Annotated in this window: 21 protein-coding genes and 1 tRNA gene; 10 read left to right on the top strand and 12 right to left on the bottom strand. The window is 60.0% G+C overall.

The window, feature by feature from the left end:
• Nucleotides 1-14: 14 nt before the first annotated feature.
• The 10 genes from RTI30_RS01380 to secB all read right to left on the bottom strand — a co-directional run bounded on the left by RTI30_RS01380 (nt 15) and on the right by secB (nt 7,900).
• On the bottom strand, nt 15-665 hold the full coding sequence (locus RTI30_RS01380) for a uracil-DNA glycosylase family protein (protein ID WP_312261494.1): 651 nt from the start codon (nt 663-665) through the stop codon (nt 15-17).
• Nucleotides 666-1,216: 551 nt separating this feature from the next.
• Entirely contained in the window at nt 1,217-1,543 is a 327-nt protein-coding gene (locus RTI30_RS01375) for a type II toxin-antitoxin system PemK/MazF family toxin (RefSeq protein ID WP_312283314.1), read from the bottom strand.
• Entirely contained in the window at nt 1,540-1,764 is a 225-nt protein-coding gene (locus tag RTI30_RS01370) for an antitoxin MazE family protein (protein ID WP_312261490.1), read from the bottom strand. The genes RTI30_RS01375 and RTI30_RS01370 overlap by 4 nt, the downstream gene beginning before the upstream one ends.
• Before the next feature lie 48 nt (nt 1,765-1,812).
• On the bottom strand, nt 1,813-2,472 hold the full coding sequence (locus tag RTI30_RS01365; protein WP_312261489.1) for a hypothetical protein: 660 nt from the start codon (nt 2,470-2,472) through the stop codon (nt 1,813-1,815).
• 76 nt (nt 2,473-2,548) lie between these two features.
• Nucleotides 2,549-3,100, bottom strand: a complete 552-nt coding sequence (locus RTI30_RS01360; RefSeq protein ID WP_312261487.1) for a hypothetical protein — start codon at nt 3,098-3,100, stop codon at nt 2,549-2,551.
• 336 nt (nt 3,101-3,436) lie between these two features.
• A tRNA-Ser gene (locus RTI30_RS01355) sits at nt 3,437-3,527 on the bottom strand.
• 75 nt (nt 3,528-3,602) lie between these two features.
• The gene (locus RTI30_RS01350) at nt 3,603-5,009 is read right to left on the bottom strand and encodes a sigma-54 dependent transcriptional regulator (protein ID WP_312261485.1); all 1,407 of its coding nucleotides are present in this window, start codon (nt 5,007-5,009) and stop codon (nt 3,603-3,605) included.
• Nucleotides 5,002-6,465, bottom strand: coding sequence for an ATP-binding protein (locus tag RTI30_RS01345; RefSeq protein WP_312261484.1), 1,464 nt, complete (start codon nt 6,463-6,465; stop codon nt 5,002-5,004). Before RTI30_RS01345 ends, RTI30_RS01350 begins: the two co-directional genes overlap by 8 nt.
• The gene (locus tag RTI30_RS01340) at nt 6,466-7,446 is read right to left on the bottom strand and encodes an NAD(P)H-dependent glycerol-3-phosphate dehydrogenase (protein WP_312261482.1); all 981 of its coding nucleotides are present in this window, start codon (nt 7,444-7,446) and stop codon (nt 6,466-6,468) included.
• Between the two features lies 1 nt (nt 7,447).
• A complete protein-coding gene (gene secB / locus RTI30_RS01335; protein WP_312261480.1) occupies nt 7,448-7,900 on the bottom strand; it encodes a protein-export chaperone SecB in 453 nt (150 codons plus the stop codon).
• Nucleotides 7,901-8,085: 185 nt separating this feature from the next.
• Between secB and RTI30_RS01330 the strand changes: the two genes are divergently transcribed.
• From RTI30_RS01330 to RTI30_RS01295, 8 genes are read left to right on the top strand one after another with little or no spacing between them, the layout of a single operon-like run.
• Nucleotides 8,086-8,448, top strand: a complete 363-nt coding sequence (locus tag RTI30_RS01330; protein WP_312261478.1) for a DsrE family protein — start codon at nt 8,086-8,088, stop codon at nt 8,446-8,448.
• Nucleotides 8,449-8,450: 2 nt separating this feature from the next.
• A complete protein-coding gene (locus RTI30_RS01325; RefSeq protein WP_312261515.1) occupies nt 8,451-9,311 on the top strand; it encodes a symmetrical bis(5'-nucleosyl)-tetraphosphatase in 861 nt (286 codons plus the stop codon).
• Nucleotides 9,304-10,125, top strand: coding sequence for a hypothetical protein (locus tag RTI30_RS01320; protein WP_312261476.1), 822 nt, complete (start codon nt 9,304-9,306; stop codon nt 10,123-10,125). The genes RTI30_RS01325 and RTI30_RS01320 overlap by 8 nt, the downstream gene beginning before the upstream one ends.
• The gene (recQ, locus tag RTI30_RS01315) at nt 10,103-11,683 is read left to right on the top strand and encodes a DNA helicase RecQ (RefSeq protein ID WP_312261474.1); all 1,581 of its coding nucleotides are present in this window, start codon (nt 10,103-10,105) and stop codon (nt 11,681-11,683) included. The genes RTI30_RS01320 and recQ overlap by 23 nt, the downstream gene beginning before the upstream one ends.
• A 10-nt stretch (nt 11,684-11,693) precedes the next feature.
• Nucleotides 11,694-12,011, top strand: a complete 318-nt coding sequence (gene cyaY, locus RTI30_RS01310) for an iron donor protein CyaY (RefSeq protein WP_312261473.1) — start codon at nt 11,694-11,696, stop codon at nt 12,009-12,011.
• 2 nt (nt 12,012-12,013) lie between these two features.
• A complete protein-coding gene (locus RTI30_RS01305) occupies nt 12,014-12,472 on the top strand; it encodes an EVE domain-containing protein (RefSeq protein WP_312261471.1) in 459 nt (152 codons plus the stop codon).
• Nucleotides 12,465-13,130 carry a glutathione S-transferase gene (locus RTI30_RS01300; RefSeq protein WP_312261469.1) on the top strand — a complete coding sequence of 222 codons (666 nt, stop codon included), beginning with the start codon at nt 12,465-12,467 and terminating at the stop codon, nt 13,128-13,130. The genes RTI30_RS01305 and RTI30_RS01300 overlap by 8 nt, the downstream gene beginning before the upstream one ends.
• Before the next feature lie 13 nt (nt 13,131-13,143).
• Entirely contained in the window at nt 13,144-13,482 is a 339-nt protein-coding gene (locus tag RTI30_RS01295; RefSeq protein WP_312261467.1) for a hypothetical protein, read from the top strand.
• A gap of 82 nt (nt 13,483-13,564) precedes the next feature.
• Here RTI30_RS01295 and lptG read toward each other — a convergent pair whose 3' ends face one another.
• Nucleotides 13,565-14,635 carry an LPS export ABC transporter permease LptG gene (gene lptG / locus RTI30_RS01290; protein WP_312261465.1) on the bottom strand — a complete coding sequence of 357 codons (1,071 nt, stop codon included), beginning with the start codon at nt 14,633-14,635 and terminating at the stop codon, nt 13,565-13,567.
• Nucleotides 14,632-15,768, bottom strand: a complete 1,137-nt coding sequence (gene lptF, locus RTI30_RS01285; RefSeq protein WP_312261463.1) for an LPS export ABC transporter permease LptF — start codon at nt 15,766-15,768, stop codon at nt 14,632-14,634. Before lptF ends, lptG begins: the two co-directional genes overlap by 4 nt.
• Before the next feature lie 89 nt (nt 15,769-15,857).
• On the opposite strand from lptF, the gene RTI30_RS01280 reads away from it, so the two are divergent.
• Both RTI30_RS01280 and RTI30_RS01275 read left to right on the top strand, forming a co-directional pair.
• Nucleotides 15,858-17,360: a leucyl aminopeptidase gene (locus tag RTI30_RS01280; protein ID WP_312261462.1), complete on the top strand. Its 1,503-nt coding sequence runs from the start codon at nt 15,858-15,860 to the stop codon at nt 17,358-17,360.
• 9 nt (nt 17,361-17,369) lie between these two features.
• Nucleotides 17,370-17,801: a DNA polymerase III subunit chi gene (locus RTI30_RS01275; protein WP_312261460.1), complete on the top strand. Its 432-nt coding sequence runs from the start codon at nt 17,370-17,372 to the stop codon at nt 17,799-17,801.
• Nucleotides 17,802-17,804 lie beyond the last annotated feature (3 nt).

The following is a 17,804-nucleotide window of genomic DNA, read 5'->3' as shown; positions in this document are numbered from 1 at the left end:
ACCACCAATCCTTCTCAACCCATCAGGAGCATTTGCGCGTAGCGGCGCACCCAAGACTGCGCCTCGCGCAGGCGATAGGTCATGATCCAGGAGGGATGGGGTAGATGGGAGATGCGCACCGATCCGTCGGGAAAGAGTGCCTGGGCGCTGGCCTCCACCTCACGCCCGAGAGCGATGATGCGCTTGGGGCGCAAAAGGCCCATTTCTTCGGCAAAATTTCGAGCCACGGTTGGTCTTGCCAGTTCGGGGAGATCGGGGTAATTGCAGTTCTTGCCATCGCGCAGATACCCCACCGCCGAGACGTTGCTCACGTAAAACATGCGATAGAATTTTTCCGCACCAATGTGCTGGACAACGCGGTGGAAAAAAGTTGCCGAGGGCTCACTGTCTTGCTTGGGTAGACTTGCCTCGGGCAGCAGAGCCGAGAGACTGCGAAAATCGACAAAGGGAATTCCCGTCTGCCCGGCGCCAAAACGGCCGGGGTTCAGACCCAGAATGACGGTTTGCGGCAAAGGATCCGGAACGTAGTGCTGCCAAAAGGCCTCGAGCCAAGAGCGATTGGCGAGACAGTCCTGCAGGACTTGAATTCCGTGGCTTTCGAGGAGGGCAAGAAAAGCCGCATCCTGCAGATAACGATCTTGAACAACGGTGAGCAGATTGGGCATGGCAAGCTTTTGACGGTTTGGCGGGCGATGAGGCGCAGGTGGCCGTAAGCTAGCAGAGAGAGCGGTTTTTTTCTAGCCGCTGTATAAGTCCACCACCTTTGGCACTCGGAGTGATGTTGCATGAGGAAGGACAGTGGTGACTGTGATTGGAGGATTCCATGGATCGATTGCAAAAATCCTTTCACTCCGGGAGCAGGGTCCCCGCCGCGGGCCTTGGTTGGACGAAGCCTTGTACTGGAAGAGGCCAGCTTCTTGGTTGAACGGGGCGCCTCGTAGGTTGCTCCCCCAGTTCGTCGATCCGAGTTTGGTCAGTCGGTTACGGCCATCAATGAACAGGGTCGAGCGCGCTCCCGGCTGTGCGCTTCTGCAACAAAGCAGCCAGCCCGGCATTCTTTTGAATGAGCTGCTCTTGGCCAAATATTCACTATAGTCGATAGGTTAGCCGTTATCCTCAGTTTTATGGACTATAGTGAATACGCGAACCTTGATGGCATTGGGTGCCACCGTAGCCGGACTACGGCGCGAGCAGATAACCTCATTCTTGGTAGTTTTCATTTCGCAATTCCCAAGAACACGGCCAAGCGACGCTCAACCTCCACCATGGTGTCCGCGTTGAGTTGCCCGAAAATTGGCCCCACCTTCTCGCGCTTCACCGTCATGGCCTTGTCCACCATCACCTGCGATGGTTTCTGCAAGCCGTTCTCCGCACTCGGATGAACCGTAACGCGCAGCAATGGCGCATCCACAAGCGTGCTGGTAACGGGCAACACGGTAACACTGCTGTGCTCGCTATACAAGTCGGCCTGAACAACAAGGGCGGGGCGTGGCTTGCCAAAGTCACCCTGCAGGGCGATGGTCACTAGGTCCCCGCGCATCATTCCGTCCAGCCATCCACGTCCGCCAAGGCTTCATCCATGAACTGCTGCATGGTGGTGTCGGCACGGTCGGCCTGAGCTACCAGCAGGCATTGGCGGCGGCACTCCTCTGCGAAGTCAGGGCGGCGCGTGTCAGGCACCCAGATTTGAATCGGACGAAGCCCGGCCATGCGCAAGGCATCGCGGTGCTTTTTGACCCGCTGATTAACGTGTGCTGATGCCATTTGAGAGCCTCCAACAATGTTACATGCAACATCATATCAGATCGGAAGTTACATGCAACAACTATTTAACGGCCCAATGAGGCCCCACCCATTTTGATCTTCCCCGCCCTCAGTCCACCTGCCATGCGCCTCACTAATCGGATGCAGGGCGCTTCGTCCGCGCAGCTCGGGCCACAAACGCTCGTGTCCGGCTCGCTTTATGGCCTCGTCGTAATCGAGGAACCCCAGTTCTAGCAGCTGCGGGTGCAGAGGCACAGAGCGCAGGCTCTCGCTGTTCTTGCCCCGGCGAATGCGAAAGTGCGGCACCGGTTGCTGCAATACATCGTTGACCATGAGGCGCCCAAGTTCGTCGAGCCGCGCCCCCGTGAAAAGCCCTAGCAAGGGGAGCCAGACGCGAGCGTAGTGCCCTCCCCCACCCCGTCCCGCGGTCTGCGCGAAAAGAACATCTTCTGCGAAGAGCATTTGCAATTGAGACAAGGTAAATGGCTCCCGGGCGGCGTCGGACTCGATTCCGATCTTTTGGGATAAGCGCTTGTAATCAAAGCCCGCGAAGGGATTTTTGGGGAGAAGCTCATCTTTTACGGCCAGAGAGAAGGCGGCTCCGACCAGTATGCCCTTCTTCTCCAGGGTCTTGCCACAGTTGCCGCGCGTTTCGCGCTGATTGCGCAACCAGGCGGTCACATCTGCCTTCGCAACCTCCGCTGGCATTTTCTTCCCGAGAAACGCTTGGAAAGATCGCACCAGGCTCTGCATCTCGCGTGCCGTGCGCGGATCGCGCTCGCAGTCACGCAGCTAGTAATCCACCAAACCGCCCCACCCAAACGCGGACGACGAGCGGGGCTTCTCTTCGGACATTGTAGGGGTCGGCGCAGCAGGTCACGCGAAGCCGCCCGAAACGCCTGCACAAAAAGCACGTAGCCCGCACCAAGACGCCAAAACGAGACGTTGCGGCCCGTCGCCCTGCGGAGATAGTGCGGAAGAACTTGATAGAGAACAATATCTCCAAATCCCCTTCGGGTCCCGGCGGGGGCAAATCCTCGACGAAGTTAGGATTATCCCGAAGCGGCAAGGCGGGATCCTCATCGTCCTCGCACTCCCTCCTTCGGGGATCCAGCAAACTGGCCAGCAGCTTTCCGTATTCCTCCTCATCTATCCGAAGGACGTCGGCATAAAAAAGTTGTGCGGCCGCCTGGATTTCTTCCCGGGAAAAACTGGGCCGTGGCACCGGTCGAGCTACCAGCAGTATCCGGGTCTGCTCCTCTGGCGACATGCGGTCGTAGACGTCCTGCAGGACTTCGCCCGCCGGTTGATCACCCTGCGCGTAAAACGGCGCCACGATCCGTTCCCGGGCCGACTGCCGCTCCGCCAGGAAATCGTCGATCTCGACGGCGACGCGTCGGCCCAGGCGCTGGGCCTCCTAGCGATTACCGGCCCCGAGGGAAAACCGCAAATAGCCATTACTTCCTACCTTGTGGGGACCAGAAGGGAGGGGGAATCTCCTGACCGCGAAAACGATCCGGGAGTTTGCGGGAAAATTGATACAGCGACCAGCGTTTTAGGATATACATAGGGTTCTCGACCTCACGTTTAGCTACACGTCTAGCCACAGTGTTTAGTCACAACCCATTGAAATAAAAATTCCTTTTTTGTTTATCAGGAATTTATCTGTCATTGGCGGAGAGGGTGGGATTCGAACCCACGGTACCCTTTTGGAGTACACAGCATTTCCAGTGCTGCACCTTCGGCCGCTCGGTCACCTCTCCATGAGGCACGCAGTGTAGCCCAGCTACCTGCGCCAAGCAATCGAAGCAGCAGTCTCAGCCCCTTTGATTTTCCGCCTATCCTTCGTCCGAACCCAGCCCGTACTTGCGGATGCGGTAGCGCAGGGTTTCCCGCGTTGTGCCAAGAATCCGTGCCGCTTGGGTGACGTTGTGGTCTGTAGACTGCAGAACGCGGGCGATGATTTCCCGTTCCATGCTGTCGAGGTCCATGCTGCCATCGAGAGGCAAAACCACTTGCTGGCGATTATCCAAGGGACAGGCCCCCGGTGCTGGACAATGCGCCACGGTTGCCATTCCCGGCAGTTGCAGCCATTCCAGGGGGAGATCTTCACCCTCGGAAAAGAGCACCCCACGCTCGACCACATTGCGCAGCTCACGCACGTTTCCCGGCCAATCGTACTGCTCCAGGCTCTGCCATACCGCCGGGCTGATGTGACGCACCCGTTTACCCGCCTGGGCATTGAATTCCGCAACAAAATGCGGAACCAGCTCCTGCAGGTCTTCCTTGCGCTCGCGCAGCGCCGGCAGAAGCAAGCGCACCACGCTGAGGCGATGGTAGAGGTCGGCGCGAAAACGTCCCTCCGCGACCATGGCGTCGAGGTCACGGTTGCTGGCGGCCAGAAAACGCACGTCTACCTGTATGGTGCGATCGCCACCCAGGCGGCGCAGACTGCGATCTTCGATCACCTTCAGCAATTTTGCCTGCAAATCGAGATCCATTTCCGAAATTTCATCGAGAAACAGACTGCCGCCACTGGCCTGCTCCACCAAACCCCGGTGGCGGGCGGTGGCGCCGGTAAAGGCACCGGCTTCGTAGCCAAAGAGCTCGGACTCGAGCAGCTCCCGCGGCAGGGCAGCGCAGTTGATCTCGACCATTGGCCCATCGCTGCGCAGGCCACTGTAATGCAGGATGCGGGCAGCCAGCCCCTTGCCGGTGCCGGTTTCTCCAGAAATGATCAGGCCCGAGTACGGAACCTGCGCCAACCGCTGCAAGATTTCTCGCACCCGCTGGGCCGCTGGACTGGTACCAAGAAAGGCGGCGGGACTGTAGCGTCGACTGTGCTGGTTGGTGTCATCCGCGACCCGACGTTGGGCCCGCGCGGCGCGCCCGGCCGAGCGAACGACCATGGCGAGGCGCTCCATTTCACAGGGCTTTTCGAGGAAATCGTAGGCGCCAAGGCGGAGAGCGCGTACCGAATCCGGTACGCTGCCGTAGGCGGTAAGGAAGATCCATTCTCCCTGTTGCCCCCGTTCTCGCGAGCGCTCCAGCAGATCGAGACTGTTTCCATCGGGCAGATTGAGATCCGCGAGGGTCACCAAGGGATTGAGCTCCTCGGCCAAAAGCTGTTCGGCATCGGCCAGGCGTTCGGCCCAGAATACCTGCCAGCCTTCTTTTTCAAAAAAGCGCCGCATCTCGCGACCGAGGAAAATCTCGTCTTCGACGATCAGTAGGGGATCACCCATGCGTTGACTCCTCTAGGGGCGGCGGACAGGGGATGAGCAGGGTAACCGTGGCCCCGCCCTGGGGCCGATTGGCGAGTTTGACTTCCCCCCCAAGACTGCGCACGAAGCGCCGCACCATGGCAAGTCCGAGGCCAGTACCCTGCTCCCGGCCAGTAGCGAAGGGGCGGATTCCGTCGCGCAACAGGGTGGGCGGGAAACCCGGGCCACTATCGGCCACCTGCAGGCTTATGCGACCATCATCGCGACGCCGAAGTTCCACGAGAATTTCTCCCGGCCGGTCGTCGAGGGCCTGGCGCGCATTGAGCACCAGGTTGAGCAACGCCTGACGGAGCTGGTCGACCGGCAACATACACGGCCCCAACTGCGCATCTACATCAAAACGCAAGGAAATTTCTGGCGGCAGTTGATAGCGCAGCAGATTGAGCAATGCCTCGATCACTTCCCCCGGCTGCACCCACTGTCCCGACTCGTGCGCGTGGCGCGCGCCGCGCAGCTGCTGGTCGAGCAGGCGACTCACCCGCCGCAATTCCTCTTCCATGAGGGCCAGACGAGCGTCGAGCTCGCCGTCGGTAATTTCCCGCCGAAGATTGGCGCAGCCTACCTGCAAGCCTGCCAAGGGATTGCGCAGCTCGTGGGCAAAGGCGGCCGCCGCCTCACCTACGGCCGCCATGCGCTCGGAGCGCGCCATGGCCGCCTGCTGCGCCATCAGGGTACTGGCCGCCTCGTGCACTTCTCGCTGCAAGTCCTGCAGATAGCGACGGCGTTGGTGTTCGAGTTCTTCCAAACGACCAACCATCTGATTGTAATAGCGCAAGAGCGGCGTGATTCCGGGGTCCGCCCGGCCCTCGTCGACGCGCTGAAAAGCCCCGAGTTCGAGGGAGTACATGGCCCCCTGCAAACGACGCAGGGGACTCAGAATACGGGTGCGAAAAAAGATCAGGGTGACGATGACAAAGATCATGAACGCCACCAAGGCGATCACGGAGCCGATGAGGGTGTAACGGGAATCGTGGCCAGCGGCGAGGACGAGTCCACGCCCATGGAGATGGGCAGCAAGATTCCAGGCACTGAGATCGGCAAAGACCTGGGGGAGATCGGCAGGATTACCTCGCGCTGCCAGGGTCTGCAGCCGACGCAACTGTGGTTGCTCGCCGGCGGCGGCAAAATCTGGGGGTAGGTGTTGTAGATCGACGGCCAAGACCTGCATCGCTGCCGCGGCACCATGCTGCTTCCACGCCTCGCTGCAGTCGCGATTGATCTCGGCGATGCGGATCATATTGGCGGTGTAGGTCTTCAGGGTGCTCAAGTCCTGATTGGTATGCACCAAGAGCACGCCCAGCAGGAGCAGGGCAAAGACCACAAACTGCACCAAAAGGATGCCAATGGTACGAAAGGGGGCGAAAGGAATTCGCCGCGACGGCGAGCTGTCGTCTTTCGGCAAACCAAGCATGGCCATTCAGTCGGCCTCGGCCAAGCCGCGCTGCATCAGCGCTGCCGAGGCCGCGCGCGCCGAACGTCCTTCGTACAGTACCCGGTACACTTCGCGCACAATCGGCATCTCGATCCCTTTTTCTTCGGCCAGATGATAGAGGGCATGGCTGCTGCGCCAACCTTCCACCTCTTCCCCCAATTCGCGGAGCACCTGCTCGACCGGCTTTCCCGCACCAATGCCGAGGCCAAAGCGGCGATTGCGAGAGAGATCACTGCTCGCAGTAAGAATCAAATCGCCCGCCCCTGCCAGCCCAACGAAGGTGTCTGCCTGGCCACCCAATGCCACCCCCAAGCGACGCAACTCCGCCAAACCGCGGGTGATCAGGGCCGCACGGGCGCTGTCGCCATACCCCAAGCCATCGGAGATACCAGCAGCGATGGCCAAGACGTTTTTGATGGCGCCCGCCAGGCACACCCCGGCCACGTCGGTGCTGGGATAAATGCGCAGCTGTTCGGAGCGCCAGGCTGGCACTTGCATCGCCAGATAGTCGGGAAAGTGGCTGGCCAGGGTCATGGCCAGGGGTCGCCCGGCGACGAGGTCGCTGGCAAAACTCGGACCCGAGAGCACCCCCCAGGGGCGCCCCGGCAACTGCTCCGCCAAAATCTCGTCGAGACGAGCCTGGGTATCGCGCTCGAGCCCCTTACTGGTGAGGGTAATGGGAACGGAACGGGGCAGGCAGGCAGGAAGCCTGGCAAGAAGCTCGCGCACCCCATGGCTGGGGACGGCAATGACCAGTTCGGCGGCATCGTCCAGGGCTTCTTCCCAGGCACAGCTCAGGGAAAGCGTAGGGGGTACGGGAACATCAGGAAAGTGCGGCAGCACCGACCGGGGACCGGCCGGCTGCAAGGCGCGGCCCCACAGGCAGACCGCTTCGCCGCGACGCGCTAAGGTAACGGCGAGGGCCACGCCCCAATGACCGGCCCCAAGCACCGTCCGCTTCGGCATCTTACTGCGTGGTGTGCTGACTCTGCTCGAGTTGCGCCTGTTGATAGAGGGCCTCGAAGTTCACCGGGTGCAGGTGCAGAGGCTGGAAACCGCCGCGCCCCACCAAATCCGCTACCGCCTCACGGGCATAGGGAAAGAGAATGGTCGGACAATGTACGGCGAGCAGCACCGGCTGATGCTCTTCGGGGATGTTCTGCATGCGGAATAGGCCGGCTTGCTGCACTTCCACGGCAAAATACGTGCTATCGGCACTTTTGGCGTTAACGGTAACGGTCAATACCACCTCGACGAGATCCGACACGCCGGGGACCTCGTGGGTTTCGGTGTTGAGCCCGACATCCACCGATGGCGCTTCGGTCATGGTGAAGCTCTGCGGCGCGTTGGGAGATTCGAAGGAGAGGTCCTTGACGTAGATCCGCTCGATCATGAAAACCGGTTCTTGCATATCTGCCATGGGTAATGCCCTTTGTGGTGGTTAAAAACTCGCGTCGAGTGTACCTATTTTCCACCGTTATGACCACGGAGCGAGAATGTTCGAGTAAAGCAAGTTGCGCTTGGGCAACTTTGCGGCGCCCTTCTGCTACACTGGGAGGATATGGGCTACGGTCATGGCGCTCTCCGCATCCATGCGGGGCGACGGTGAGTACACAAATGCAGAACGAGGAAAAAATCCATTGGACGGTGATGATTCGCAGTGCTCCCGGCAGCGAGGGCGCTCCGGTGTTGCACGCCCTGCGCACGGCCATTGCCGCGTTGGCCGACGAAATTGCGGTGAGTGTCTTCTTTGTGGAGGAGGCCGTTGCCGTGTTGCGCCAGGAGGCCAGCGTCACCCATCCGGTACACCAAGATCTATTGGCAGAAATTCGCGAATTGCAGGGCGAGATCCTGGCTATTGTGCAACCCGGCAGCAATCCCGGGCCCTTCCTCCCCGGAGTAAAGATTGGCAATATGGCGACTCTCGTGCGCAGCATGAAGGCCAGTGATCAGGTGATCAGTTTTTGAACATGGCAAGTAAGGGAACCTACGCCATTGGTGATGTGCAGGGGTGCTTCACGGCCCTGCAGGCGTTGTTGTCGGCGCTTGGGGAGTACCGTGAGTTGTGGTTTGCCGGCGACGTGATCAATCGCGGCGCGCAAAGCCAAGCTACCTTGGCCTGGGCCTACGATGAGCAGGATGCCTTGCGCTTGGTGCTCGGCAATCACGATCTCTATGCGATTAGCCGCTGGGCGGGTATTGCCAAAGCAAAAAAGAGCGATACCCTCGCGGCCCTTTTGGCTGACCGCCGCGCCGACGAGTACTTTCAATGGCTACGCGAGCGCCCTTTTTTGTACCAAGACGTCGAACTGCCCTGGCTGATGGTACATGCAGCGCTCGATGCCGACTGGTCGCCGGCCGATGCCGCCGGGCATGCCGAGACACTGCAGCAGGCCTTACGCGGCAAAAATTGGAAGGCTTTCCTACGACGTCTCTGGGAGGCCGAGGCCCCGCATCGCTGGCAGGACTGTCGTAACGAGGACGATGCCCAGCGCTTTCGCGTTGCCGTCTTCACCCGCGCCCGCTGGGTACGCGAGGACGGCTATTATGCCTGGACCAACGAGGCGCCAGACGCCAGCTTTCTGCCCTGGCACCAGCGCTATTTTGCCCATCAGGACGAGGGCGCCATCGTATGCGGCCATTGGGCCACCCAGGGCCTGCGCGTGGAGGAACGGCTGCTGGCCCTCGACTCGGGCTGCGTTTGGGGTCGTCAACTGACGGCAGCACGCATCGATCAACACCCCATTGCCTTGACCCAAATTGACTGCCGGGCCGCCTCCCTCGGCTCCCTCCTTACGCCTAACCAACAGGATATTGCTGCCCATGCCTGAAGCCTTATTCCAGCCCACTCGCTACCCCGTTGCCCAAATTTTTTCTGGCGCTTGGCTGATTCTGCGCACCCATTTCTGGCCCCTCTGCTTCAGCCTGCTGGTTACTGGTCTGGTGGCACTGCTAGGGATGCTACCCCTCGGGATTCTCGTCGCGCAAGCGCCGTCGTTGCACCTACTTTGGATGATTCTCGATAATATTTGGATCAATGTGCTGATCATCGGTTTCTTCCGGGTAATTGCCCTGCGCAGTGCCGGCCAAAGCGCTGATTTCTTGTCTAGCTTGTGGAGCCTGCAACAACGCGATGCCTGGTTGCTAGCGCTTGTGCCGGCAATTCTTGGCGTTTTGCTGCTGCAAAGCAGCGGCTATCTCGCCATGACGGCACATCCCAATGATCCGGCGGCAGTCATACGGGTCATAGAACAACCGCGGCTGTGGATCTCTATTCTTGTCAGTTTTCTCGTTAGCTCTTTTTTCCAGTATGCTTTTGCCCTGTTTGCGGCCTATGGCGACTCTCCGCGAGAAGCTTTACGCGGCGCGCTGCGTCTTTTTGGGGATCGTCTGCCTTGGCTTTTTTTTCCTCTCCTGGTCGGATTGGTCTGCGGTATCGTGCTCTTCGTATTCTTTCTCGTTATTGCCGTGCTTGCCGGTCTGTTGTTGGGTGCAAATGCCGCCCACGCCCCGGCACTGGCAATTGCGTTCACGCTCCTCCTCTTGCTGCTGCTGTTCCCGATCGCAATCTGGATGAATAGCTGTATCCTCCTGGCGGCTGCCAACCTCAAGCGAGCCGAAGGTGACGCCCGTTTCCTCCCCTGAGCAGCGCTTCGCCCAGGCGCGGCACATCCTCACCCAAGTCTTCGGCTTTCGGGATTTCCGCCCACCCCAAGATGCCATCATTGCGCACCTGCTGCAGGGCGGGGATGCCCTGGTGCTGATGCCCACCGGCGGTGGCAAGTCCTTGTGTTATCAGATTCCTGCCCTGACCCTACCGGGCACGGCAGTGATCGTTTCCCCCCTCATCGCGCTCATGGAGGATCAGGTCCAGGCCCTGCGCAAACGCGGGGTTGCTGCAGCCGCCCTGCATTCGGGTGCCAGCTCTGCCGAGCAGGAGTCTATCGACGAAAATCTGCGCGCCGGCCAGCTCCGCATCCTCTACTGCGCCCCAGAGCGGCTGTTGCAGGAGCGTACCCTGCGCTTGCTGCGGGAGCTTAGCATTAGCCTCTTTGCCATTGACGAGGCCCATTGTGTGGCGCAATGGGGCCACCATTTTCGCCCGGAATACCGGCAACTCGGGCGGCTACGCAGTCTGTTTCCAGGGGTTCCACGCATTGCCCTCACCGCCACTGCCGATCTACACAGCCGCCAAGAAATCCAGGACTCCCTCGCCTTGGGCGACGCCAAGATCTTTGTGCAATCCTTCGATCGCCCCAACATCCGCTATCGGATGGAGCAAGGCAGCAATGGGAGGGAGGCACTCGCGGCATTTTTACAGCAGCAGCGCGGTGCCGGAATTGTGTATTGCTTATCGCGCCGCAAGGTCGAAGAAACGGCAAACTGGCTGCAAACCCAGGGTTATTCGGCGCGACCATACCACGCCGGCCTCGATGCGGAGGAACGCAGCGCCCACCAACGCGCCTTTCTCGCCGGCACCTGTCAGATCATGGTCGCCACCATCGCCTTTGGCATGGGCATCGACAAGGCCGATGTGCGTTTCGTCGCGCATCTCAACCTCCCCAAAAGTATCGAGGCCTACTACCAGGAAACCGGCCGTGCCGGGCGCGATGGCAAGCCTGCCGAGGCCTGGCTCCATTACGGACTGCAGGATCTTTTGCTGCTGCGGCAGATGATTCAACAATCTGGTGCCAGCGCCGAGCAACAACGTGCCGAAGAGGAGCGCCTGCAGGCCATGCTCGATCTTACCGAAGAAATCGGCTGTCGGCGGCAACGATTACTGCGCTATTTTGGCGAGACCCTGGCCAAGCCCTGCGGCAATTGCGATAACTGTCTGCAACCCCCGCCGCTCTGGGACGCCAGTGAGGCGGCGCAAATGGCTTTGTCGGCGGCTTATCGCAGCGGCCAGCGTTGGGGGGTACAGCATCTGATCGATATTCTCATTGGCCGCGACACCCCCCGCGTGCGCCAAGCCCAGCATCATCGCCTGGGAATTTTTGGCATTGGTCGGCAGCTTCCGCCGCGGGACTGGCAACAAGTCTTTCGTCATCTCGTTGCCCGCGGTCACCTGCAACCGCACCCCGAGGGTAGCGGTCTCATTCTACACCAAAGCAGTCGCCCCATTTTGCGTAAGGAGCAACGCGTTTGGCTGCGCGCTGCTGGCACTTGCTCCGTCCGCCCGAGACAGCGATCATGGAGCTAAGGAGGCAGTCATGACCCAGAGCTTTTCCGCAGCCGTAGAAGCATCTTTGCAGAAACTCATGCAGCAAATCGAGGATTTGGCCCCCGAAATCGAGGCCGATCTGGTCGACAGCGTCCTCACCCTGCAGTTGCCCGACGGCAGCACCGTCATCCTCAACCGCCAAGAAGCCGTCTCGCAAATCTGGCTGGCCTGCAGTGACGGCCCAGCGCGTTTCGATCGCGATCCCGGGGGAGCATGGCGCGATCCGCGCTCCGGGGCCACCCTGCAGGAGCATCTCGGCGCGATTCTCAGTCGGCGACTTGGTCGTCCCATCACCCTGGAGGACTGAGCATGGCCTACTGGCTCATGAAGACCGAACCCGAGGCCTTTTCCCTCGACGACCTCGAGCAACGCGGTCAGGAACCTTGGGATGGCATTCGCAACTATCAGGCACGGAACTTCCTACGCAGTATGCAAGTTGGTGACGGCGTGTTGTTCTATCATTCCCGGGTTCCGGTGCCCGGGGTGGTGGGGCTCGCGGAAGTACGCAGTACCGCGTATCCAGACCCCACCCAATTTGATCCGCAACACAAGTATTACGACCCGGCATCGCGCCGCGAGGCACCGCGCTGGGATTTGGTAGATGTGGGCTTTCGCGCCCGTTTCGCGACGGTAATTTCTCTCGACGAGCTGCGCCAGATACCGGAGTTTGCGGGCAGTCCACTGGTTCGCAAGGGTAATCGCTTATCGATCCTACCGATCGACACGGCGCAGTGGAATGCGGTCATGGAGCGCGCCGACATTGTCTGAACCGACCCTCTATTTTCACTGGTCGGACCCACAGGCCCTGCGCCTGCGGCTCTTGCTCGGTGCGAAAGAAGTTTCTTATCGTCAGCAACCCTGTCGCTTGCAAGACCTGGAAACCCCCTTTGATCTGGGTCAGGCGCGGCTGCCGGTTCTATGCATTGGCGAGCAACGTTGGACCGGCAACCTGGAAGACCTGCCAGCCCTCGATGCCACCCTCCCCAGCCCCGTCCTTGCCGTTGCCGCCGCCGAATGGCAAGCCTTCTGTGCGTGGCGGCAGGATCTCGATGCCCTTCTGCAACGCTTGATTGCGCCGGTACAGCCGGCCTTTGCCGAAATTGCCGATGATCCTGAAGACCTCCGGTATTTTCGGCAAGAGAAAGAACGCCAGTTTGGCCAAAGCCTAGAGGCCCTGGCCAATGATCGCTACGGCGCCTACCAGCAACTCGCCCGCCGCGGACGCTTGCTGGAGCTGGGCAAGCTTCTCGCCAAAAACCGCTTTTATGTCGGGACATTATCGCTAGTCGATATTGCACTTTGCGCCGATTTGCAGTTGCTGCGGCTCCTCGACGGGGTCACCTTACCCATCGACTTGCAATATTATTTTCAGCGCGTTGCCGAGCATTGTCGGGTTTCTCTACAAGACGGCATGCGCCCCAACTAACCGGAGGATGATGATGACCTATAGCGAACTGATCCAATTCTTGGAAAATCACCTGAGCTATTCCCTGCTCCACGGCAGCGATGTGGCCAGCGCCCTGCAGGCGGCGGAGTCTGGCACCAACAACGACGCCTTGGCCACGGAGGTATTGCTGAGCATCTACCGCAGCAACCACTGCAACGGGACGGAGAGCGAGGTAAACCGCGCCGATAGTTTTTCGGGTCTGGCCCCCCTACGGCTGCGCAGCCAAGCAGACGATGCCGATGCCGGTCTCTTTCGCCAAGTATTGCAGTTGTCTGAGAATCTCGACCGCGCTTTCGATGAGGAGAGCCTGCGGCAAAAAAGAGGCGGCTAAACTGGCAGCGACGGGGCGCATTACTGCGCCCAACTCAGGGATTTTTTCGGAAGAAATCCGTCATCATGCTTTGCAAGGCCGTCTATCCATGTCGAGAATGCAAAAACCAAGCAAAACCGGCAAATAGGGCGATGGGCGCCAAGGTCGCCAGCGACGGCGGAATACCACCGGCAACGCTAATAAAACCGGACATCTGGGTGAGAAAATGAAAGGCGATACCGAGAGCCAAGCCTGCCGCAATCCAATAGTAGGCACCTCCGGCGCGGGGATTGCGAATGACCATGGGCACTACGAGCCAAATCATCACCAATCCCACCCAGGGGTAGGTGATGCGCTGCCAAAAAGCGAGGGCAAAGCGGTTCATCGCCAGCACCCCGCCCTGCAGATCGCGATCGTTGTGCCACAGAGATTGTAGGGTCATGGTCCGGGTGCGGTGGGCAAAACTACGCAGGGTCTGCGGGCGCAAGGGCACCGTCCAAACCTGCTCGGCGGCATGAGAAATACCGATGGCGGTTGTGCCGAGGCGATACTCTTGTACGTTCTGCAACACCCAATGACCGTTTCGGAACGCCGCCGATTGGGCATCGACCTGTTTTTCGATGCCAACCATGCCGGGATAAGGAGTGTAGATTTGTAGCTGACGCAGCTCAGTCCCACTGCTACTCACGGCCTGGATACGTAACAGCGTTGCCCCTTGGCGCAGCCATAGGCCGGCATTACCCATTTCCTGAAAACTATTGCCGCTGGAGTTGGCCCACAGCATTTCCGCTTGCAAGGAACTGTAGGGAATGACCCACTCCGCGAGAACAAACATGATCAACGCCCCCAGCAGGCCGACCAAAAATAAGGGTCTTTGCAGGCGACCCAAGGACCAGCCTGCCATGCGCAGCGCCGTGATCTCGGAATGACTGTTGAGCATGCTGATCCAGATCAACGCACCTATCAGCAAGGCCAGTGGAATGGTAGCGTACGCAGTTTCCGGCACCTGCAGGCAAACATAGCGCAGCAACAAGCCGGTATTCCAATGCCCGTGACCAGGGCCCGAGGCCTTGGCAATGAGTTGCGCAACAAAAACCGTAGACAGCAACACGAGCAGAACCAGGCTGCTGTAGAACAGCATTCCGCGAAACAACCAAGCATCGGCGCGTTTCATCGCCACGCTCCCCGCGCCGGTACGAGGGGAAGATCCGCCTGCCGACGGTAGAAGAGATAGAACGCCAGCGCGGCAAGCAGGAGCCAAGTCCAAAAGAGACCGGGAAAGGGGGCAATTTTTCCGGCGATGAGATTATCTTTCAGCGCTACCAAAAGATTATTAGCACCCAACAACAGCAGAACTCCGGCCAAGAAGCCGCCCGCCCGGCCAGGCCGACGTGGCTCGGTGTGAGCCAAGGGAACGGCCAGGAGCACCACAATCGGTAGCAGTAAGGGCCAGAAAAAGCGCCACTCGAGCTCGGCAACGGCATGGGCATGGGTCGTGGCATCCGATATCCGTGCCAACAACTGTGACAATGGCAAGGCGTTCCAGGATTCTCCTGCGGCGGCGCCAGCCGGTGGCGCTGCCAGATCGACGCGATAGCGGGCAAAACTCCAGACCTTGTACCCGGCCTGCCCCGGCTGTCCAAGGTAGCGTTGTCCGTTGATCAAGAGCAGGGAAACACCCGCTTGCTTGTCGATCTCAATCTGACCGAAAGCGGCGGTGGCATAGTCCGGTGCCCCGCTGCGAGCAAGATCGATAAAGATTTCGCGATAATGCCCCTTGCCACCGATTTCCTGACCAACATAAATGACTCGCCCATCTGGGAGATGGGCAAAACTCCCGGGTTGGATCAGCGATTGTGCTGCCGCTGCCGCCAGTCTGGTGCTCTCCGCCTGCAGGTAGGCTTCTGCCGCCGGAGCCCACCACACCGAGAGCAGCAATTCAACGACGATCAGGAGCAAAACGAGTGGTGCAAGCCCCCGCAACAAGGCCTGTAGACCGATCCCAGCGCCTTGAATGGCCATCATTTCGTTGTGGCGATAGAGGTTGGCAAAAACCAGGAATACCGCAAAGAAAAGTGCCAGGGGTAACACCACGACCAGAAGTGCGGGAATACTCAGTCCCAGCAGTTGCAGCACCACTCCCAGGGGCAGCTGCCCGGAGGCGACCTGTTGCAAAATCTGGGTGAGTTGCCCAATGGAGAGCAAGGCGAGCACGACGACACAAGCGACGAGAAAATAGACCAGTACCGAGCGGAGAATATGGGCGGGAATACGCCCCAACGATCCAAAACGGCGAAGTATCAGCACGAACACACCCGTGATGGCCTAGAGGCGGGGCCCTGGTGTACGCTATGAAGCAAAGCGATGGATCGCGAAGCTGACACAGGAGACAGGCTTTGGAAATTTGTATAGAACAGAATCGTACCCTTTCGGAACCCTGTGCATGCCTGGTAGTCGCTTGCCAAGAGAACGGGCAATTGACCGCCAGCGCGGAAAAAGTGGATGAACTCAGTGGCGGTTTCCTACGCCGATTTCTTTCGTATGGAGATTTTACGGCGGAGGCGGGACAATGTCAGCTACTTTATGGAATTCCGGGTATCGGCGCCGAGCGCCTGCTCCTCGTCGGTGTGGGCAGCGAGAAAAAATTGAGTGAAGGAAAGCTGCAGAAGGCTGCGCGCGCCCTCGGTCGGGAAATTGCTCGATCGGAACTGAGCGAGATCCATCTCGCACTTGCGGATGTTGCCGTTGCCCACCGCAGCGGTGCGGCTGCCAACGAGCTTTGGCTACGCGGCATTCTCGATGGTCAGTATCGCTTCGATCAGCATCGTCAGCCAGCCAAACGTCCCCGGCGTAGTCTCCGCAAAATCAACATCCTGCTTCCCGAATCTGGCAGCGAGGGTGAACGTCAAGAATGGCAGCAGAGCTGCGACCTCGCCTTGGCCATCTCCCGCGCCAGCGACTGGGCCCGGGATCTCGCCAACCAGCCCGGCAATATCTGTACGCCCACCTGGCTGGCCGACCAAGCCGTTGCCATGGCCCAAGCACGGGGCATTGCGTACGAGATACTCGGCCCCGCGGAAATGGAGGAGCTGGGCATGCATCTCCTGCTCGGGGTTGCCCAGGGCTCGCGCCAGGAGCCTCGCCTGATCGTGTTGCACTATCGCGGCGGTGCCGAGGGTGCCGCACCCATCGTTTTGGTGGGCAAAGGCCTGACCTTCGATGCCGGTGGCATTTCCCTCAAGCCCGCTGACAAGATGGACGAGATGAAATACGACATGTGTGGCGGTGCGGCTGCGCTGGCGGCCATCCAGGCCGCTGCCGACCTAGCGCTACCCCTGAACATTACCGCCATTGTCCCCGCTTCGGAAAACCTCCCCGACGGCAAAGCGACCAAGCCCGGCGACATCCATCGCAGCATGGCCGGCCTTACCGTCGAAATCATCAATACCGACGCCGAGGGCCGCCTGATCCTTGCTGATGCCCTCACCTATGCCAAACGTTTCAACCCGGAAGCGGTAATCGATATGGCCACCCTCACCGGTGCTTGCGTCATCGCCCTCGGACACCAGACAGCAGCGGTGCTCGGCAACCACGAAGGCTTGGTGAGCGAGCTCCTGCAGGCGGGTCGCAGCAGTCAGGATCGCGCCTGGGAACTTCCCCTCTTCGAGGAATACCAGGAGCAGTTGAAAAGCCCCTTTGCCGACCTGAGCAATGTGGGAGGACGTCCGGCCGGCACCATCACTGCCGCCTGCTTTCTCTCCCGCTTTACCGAGGACTACCGCTGGGCGCATCTCGACATTGCCGGCGTCGCTTGGCAAAGCGGCGACAACAAGGGTGCTACCGGCCGACCAGTGCCCCTGCTGGTGCACTTTCTGCAGCATCGCGCCAAGGCTCACTGAGGTTTACGCGTGGGCGGCACCGCCAAGTTTTACCAGCTTCCGGCGCCAGCCCTGACCGTGGTGGAAAGTCGGCGCGCCATCTGTCGGGTTCTTGCCAAAGCCTGGCAAGTCCTTGGCAAGGTGGATGTGCTCGCCCCCGATGCCGAAACCCAAAGCGCCTTCGATGATCTGCTGTGGACCTTTCACGCCGGCGCCTTTGTGCCCCATGGTGGCTCTGCCAACGAACCCGTCTATCTATTCCATGATCCGGCGCTGCGTCGGCAGGAAGCGTCGGCACTGGCTTTGGTCGAATGGCGGGAGCCGGTTCCCGGCGGGCAGAACATCGAGCACCTCATCGATTTCATTCCCGCCGCCGAGGCGGAACGGGAGCCGGCGCGGGAACGCTACCGCCAATGCAAACGAGCAGGATACAGTATCCAGCTCTTTCCTTTAGAGCTTTGAGGG

Source organism: Candidatus Igneacidithiobacillus taiwanensis, from assembly GCF_031962545.1.
GTDB lineage: Bacteria > Pseudomonadota > Gammaproteobacteria > Acidithiobacillales > Acidithiobacillaceae > Igneacidithiobacillus > Igneacidithiobacillus taiwanensis.
This window is presented reverse-complemented; position numbering and strand designations above follow the sequence as displayed.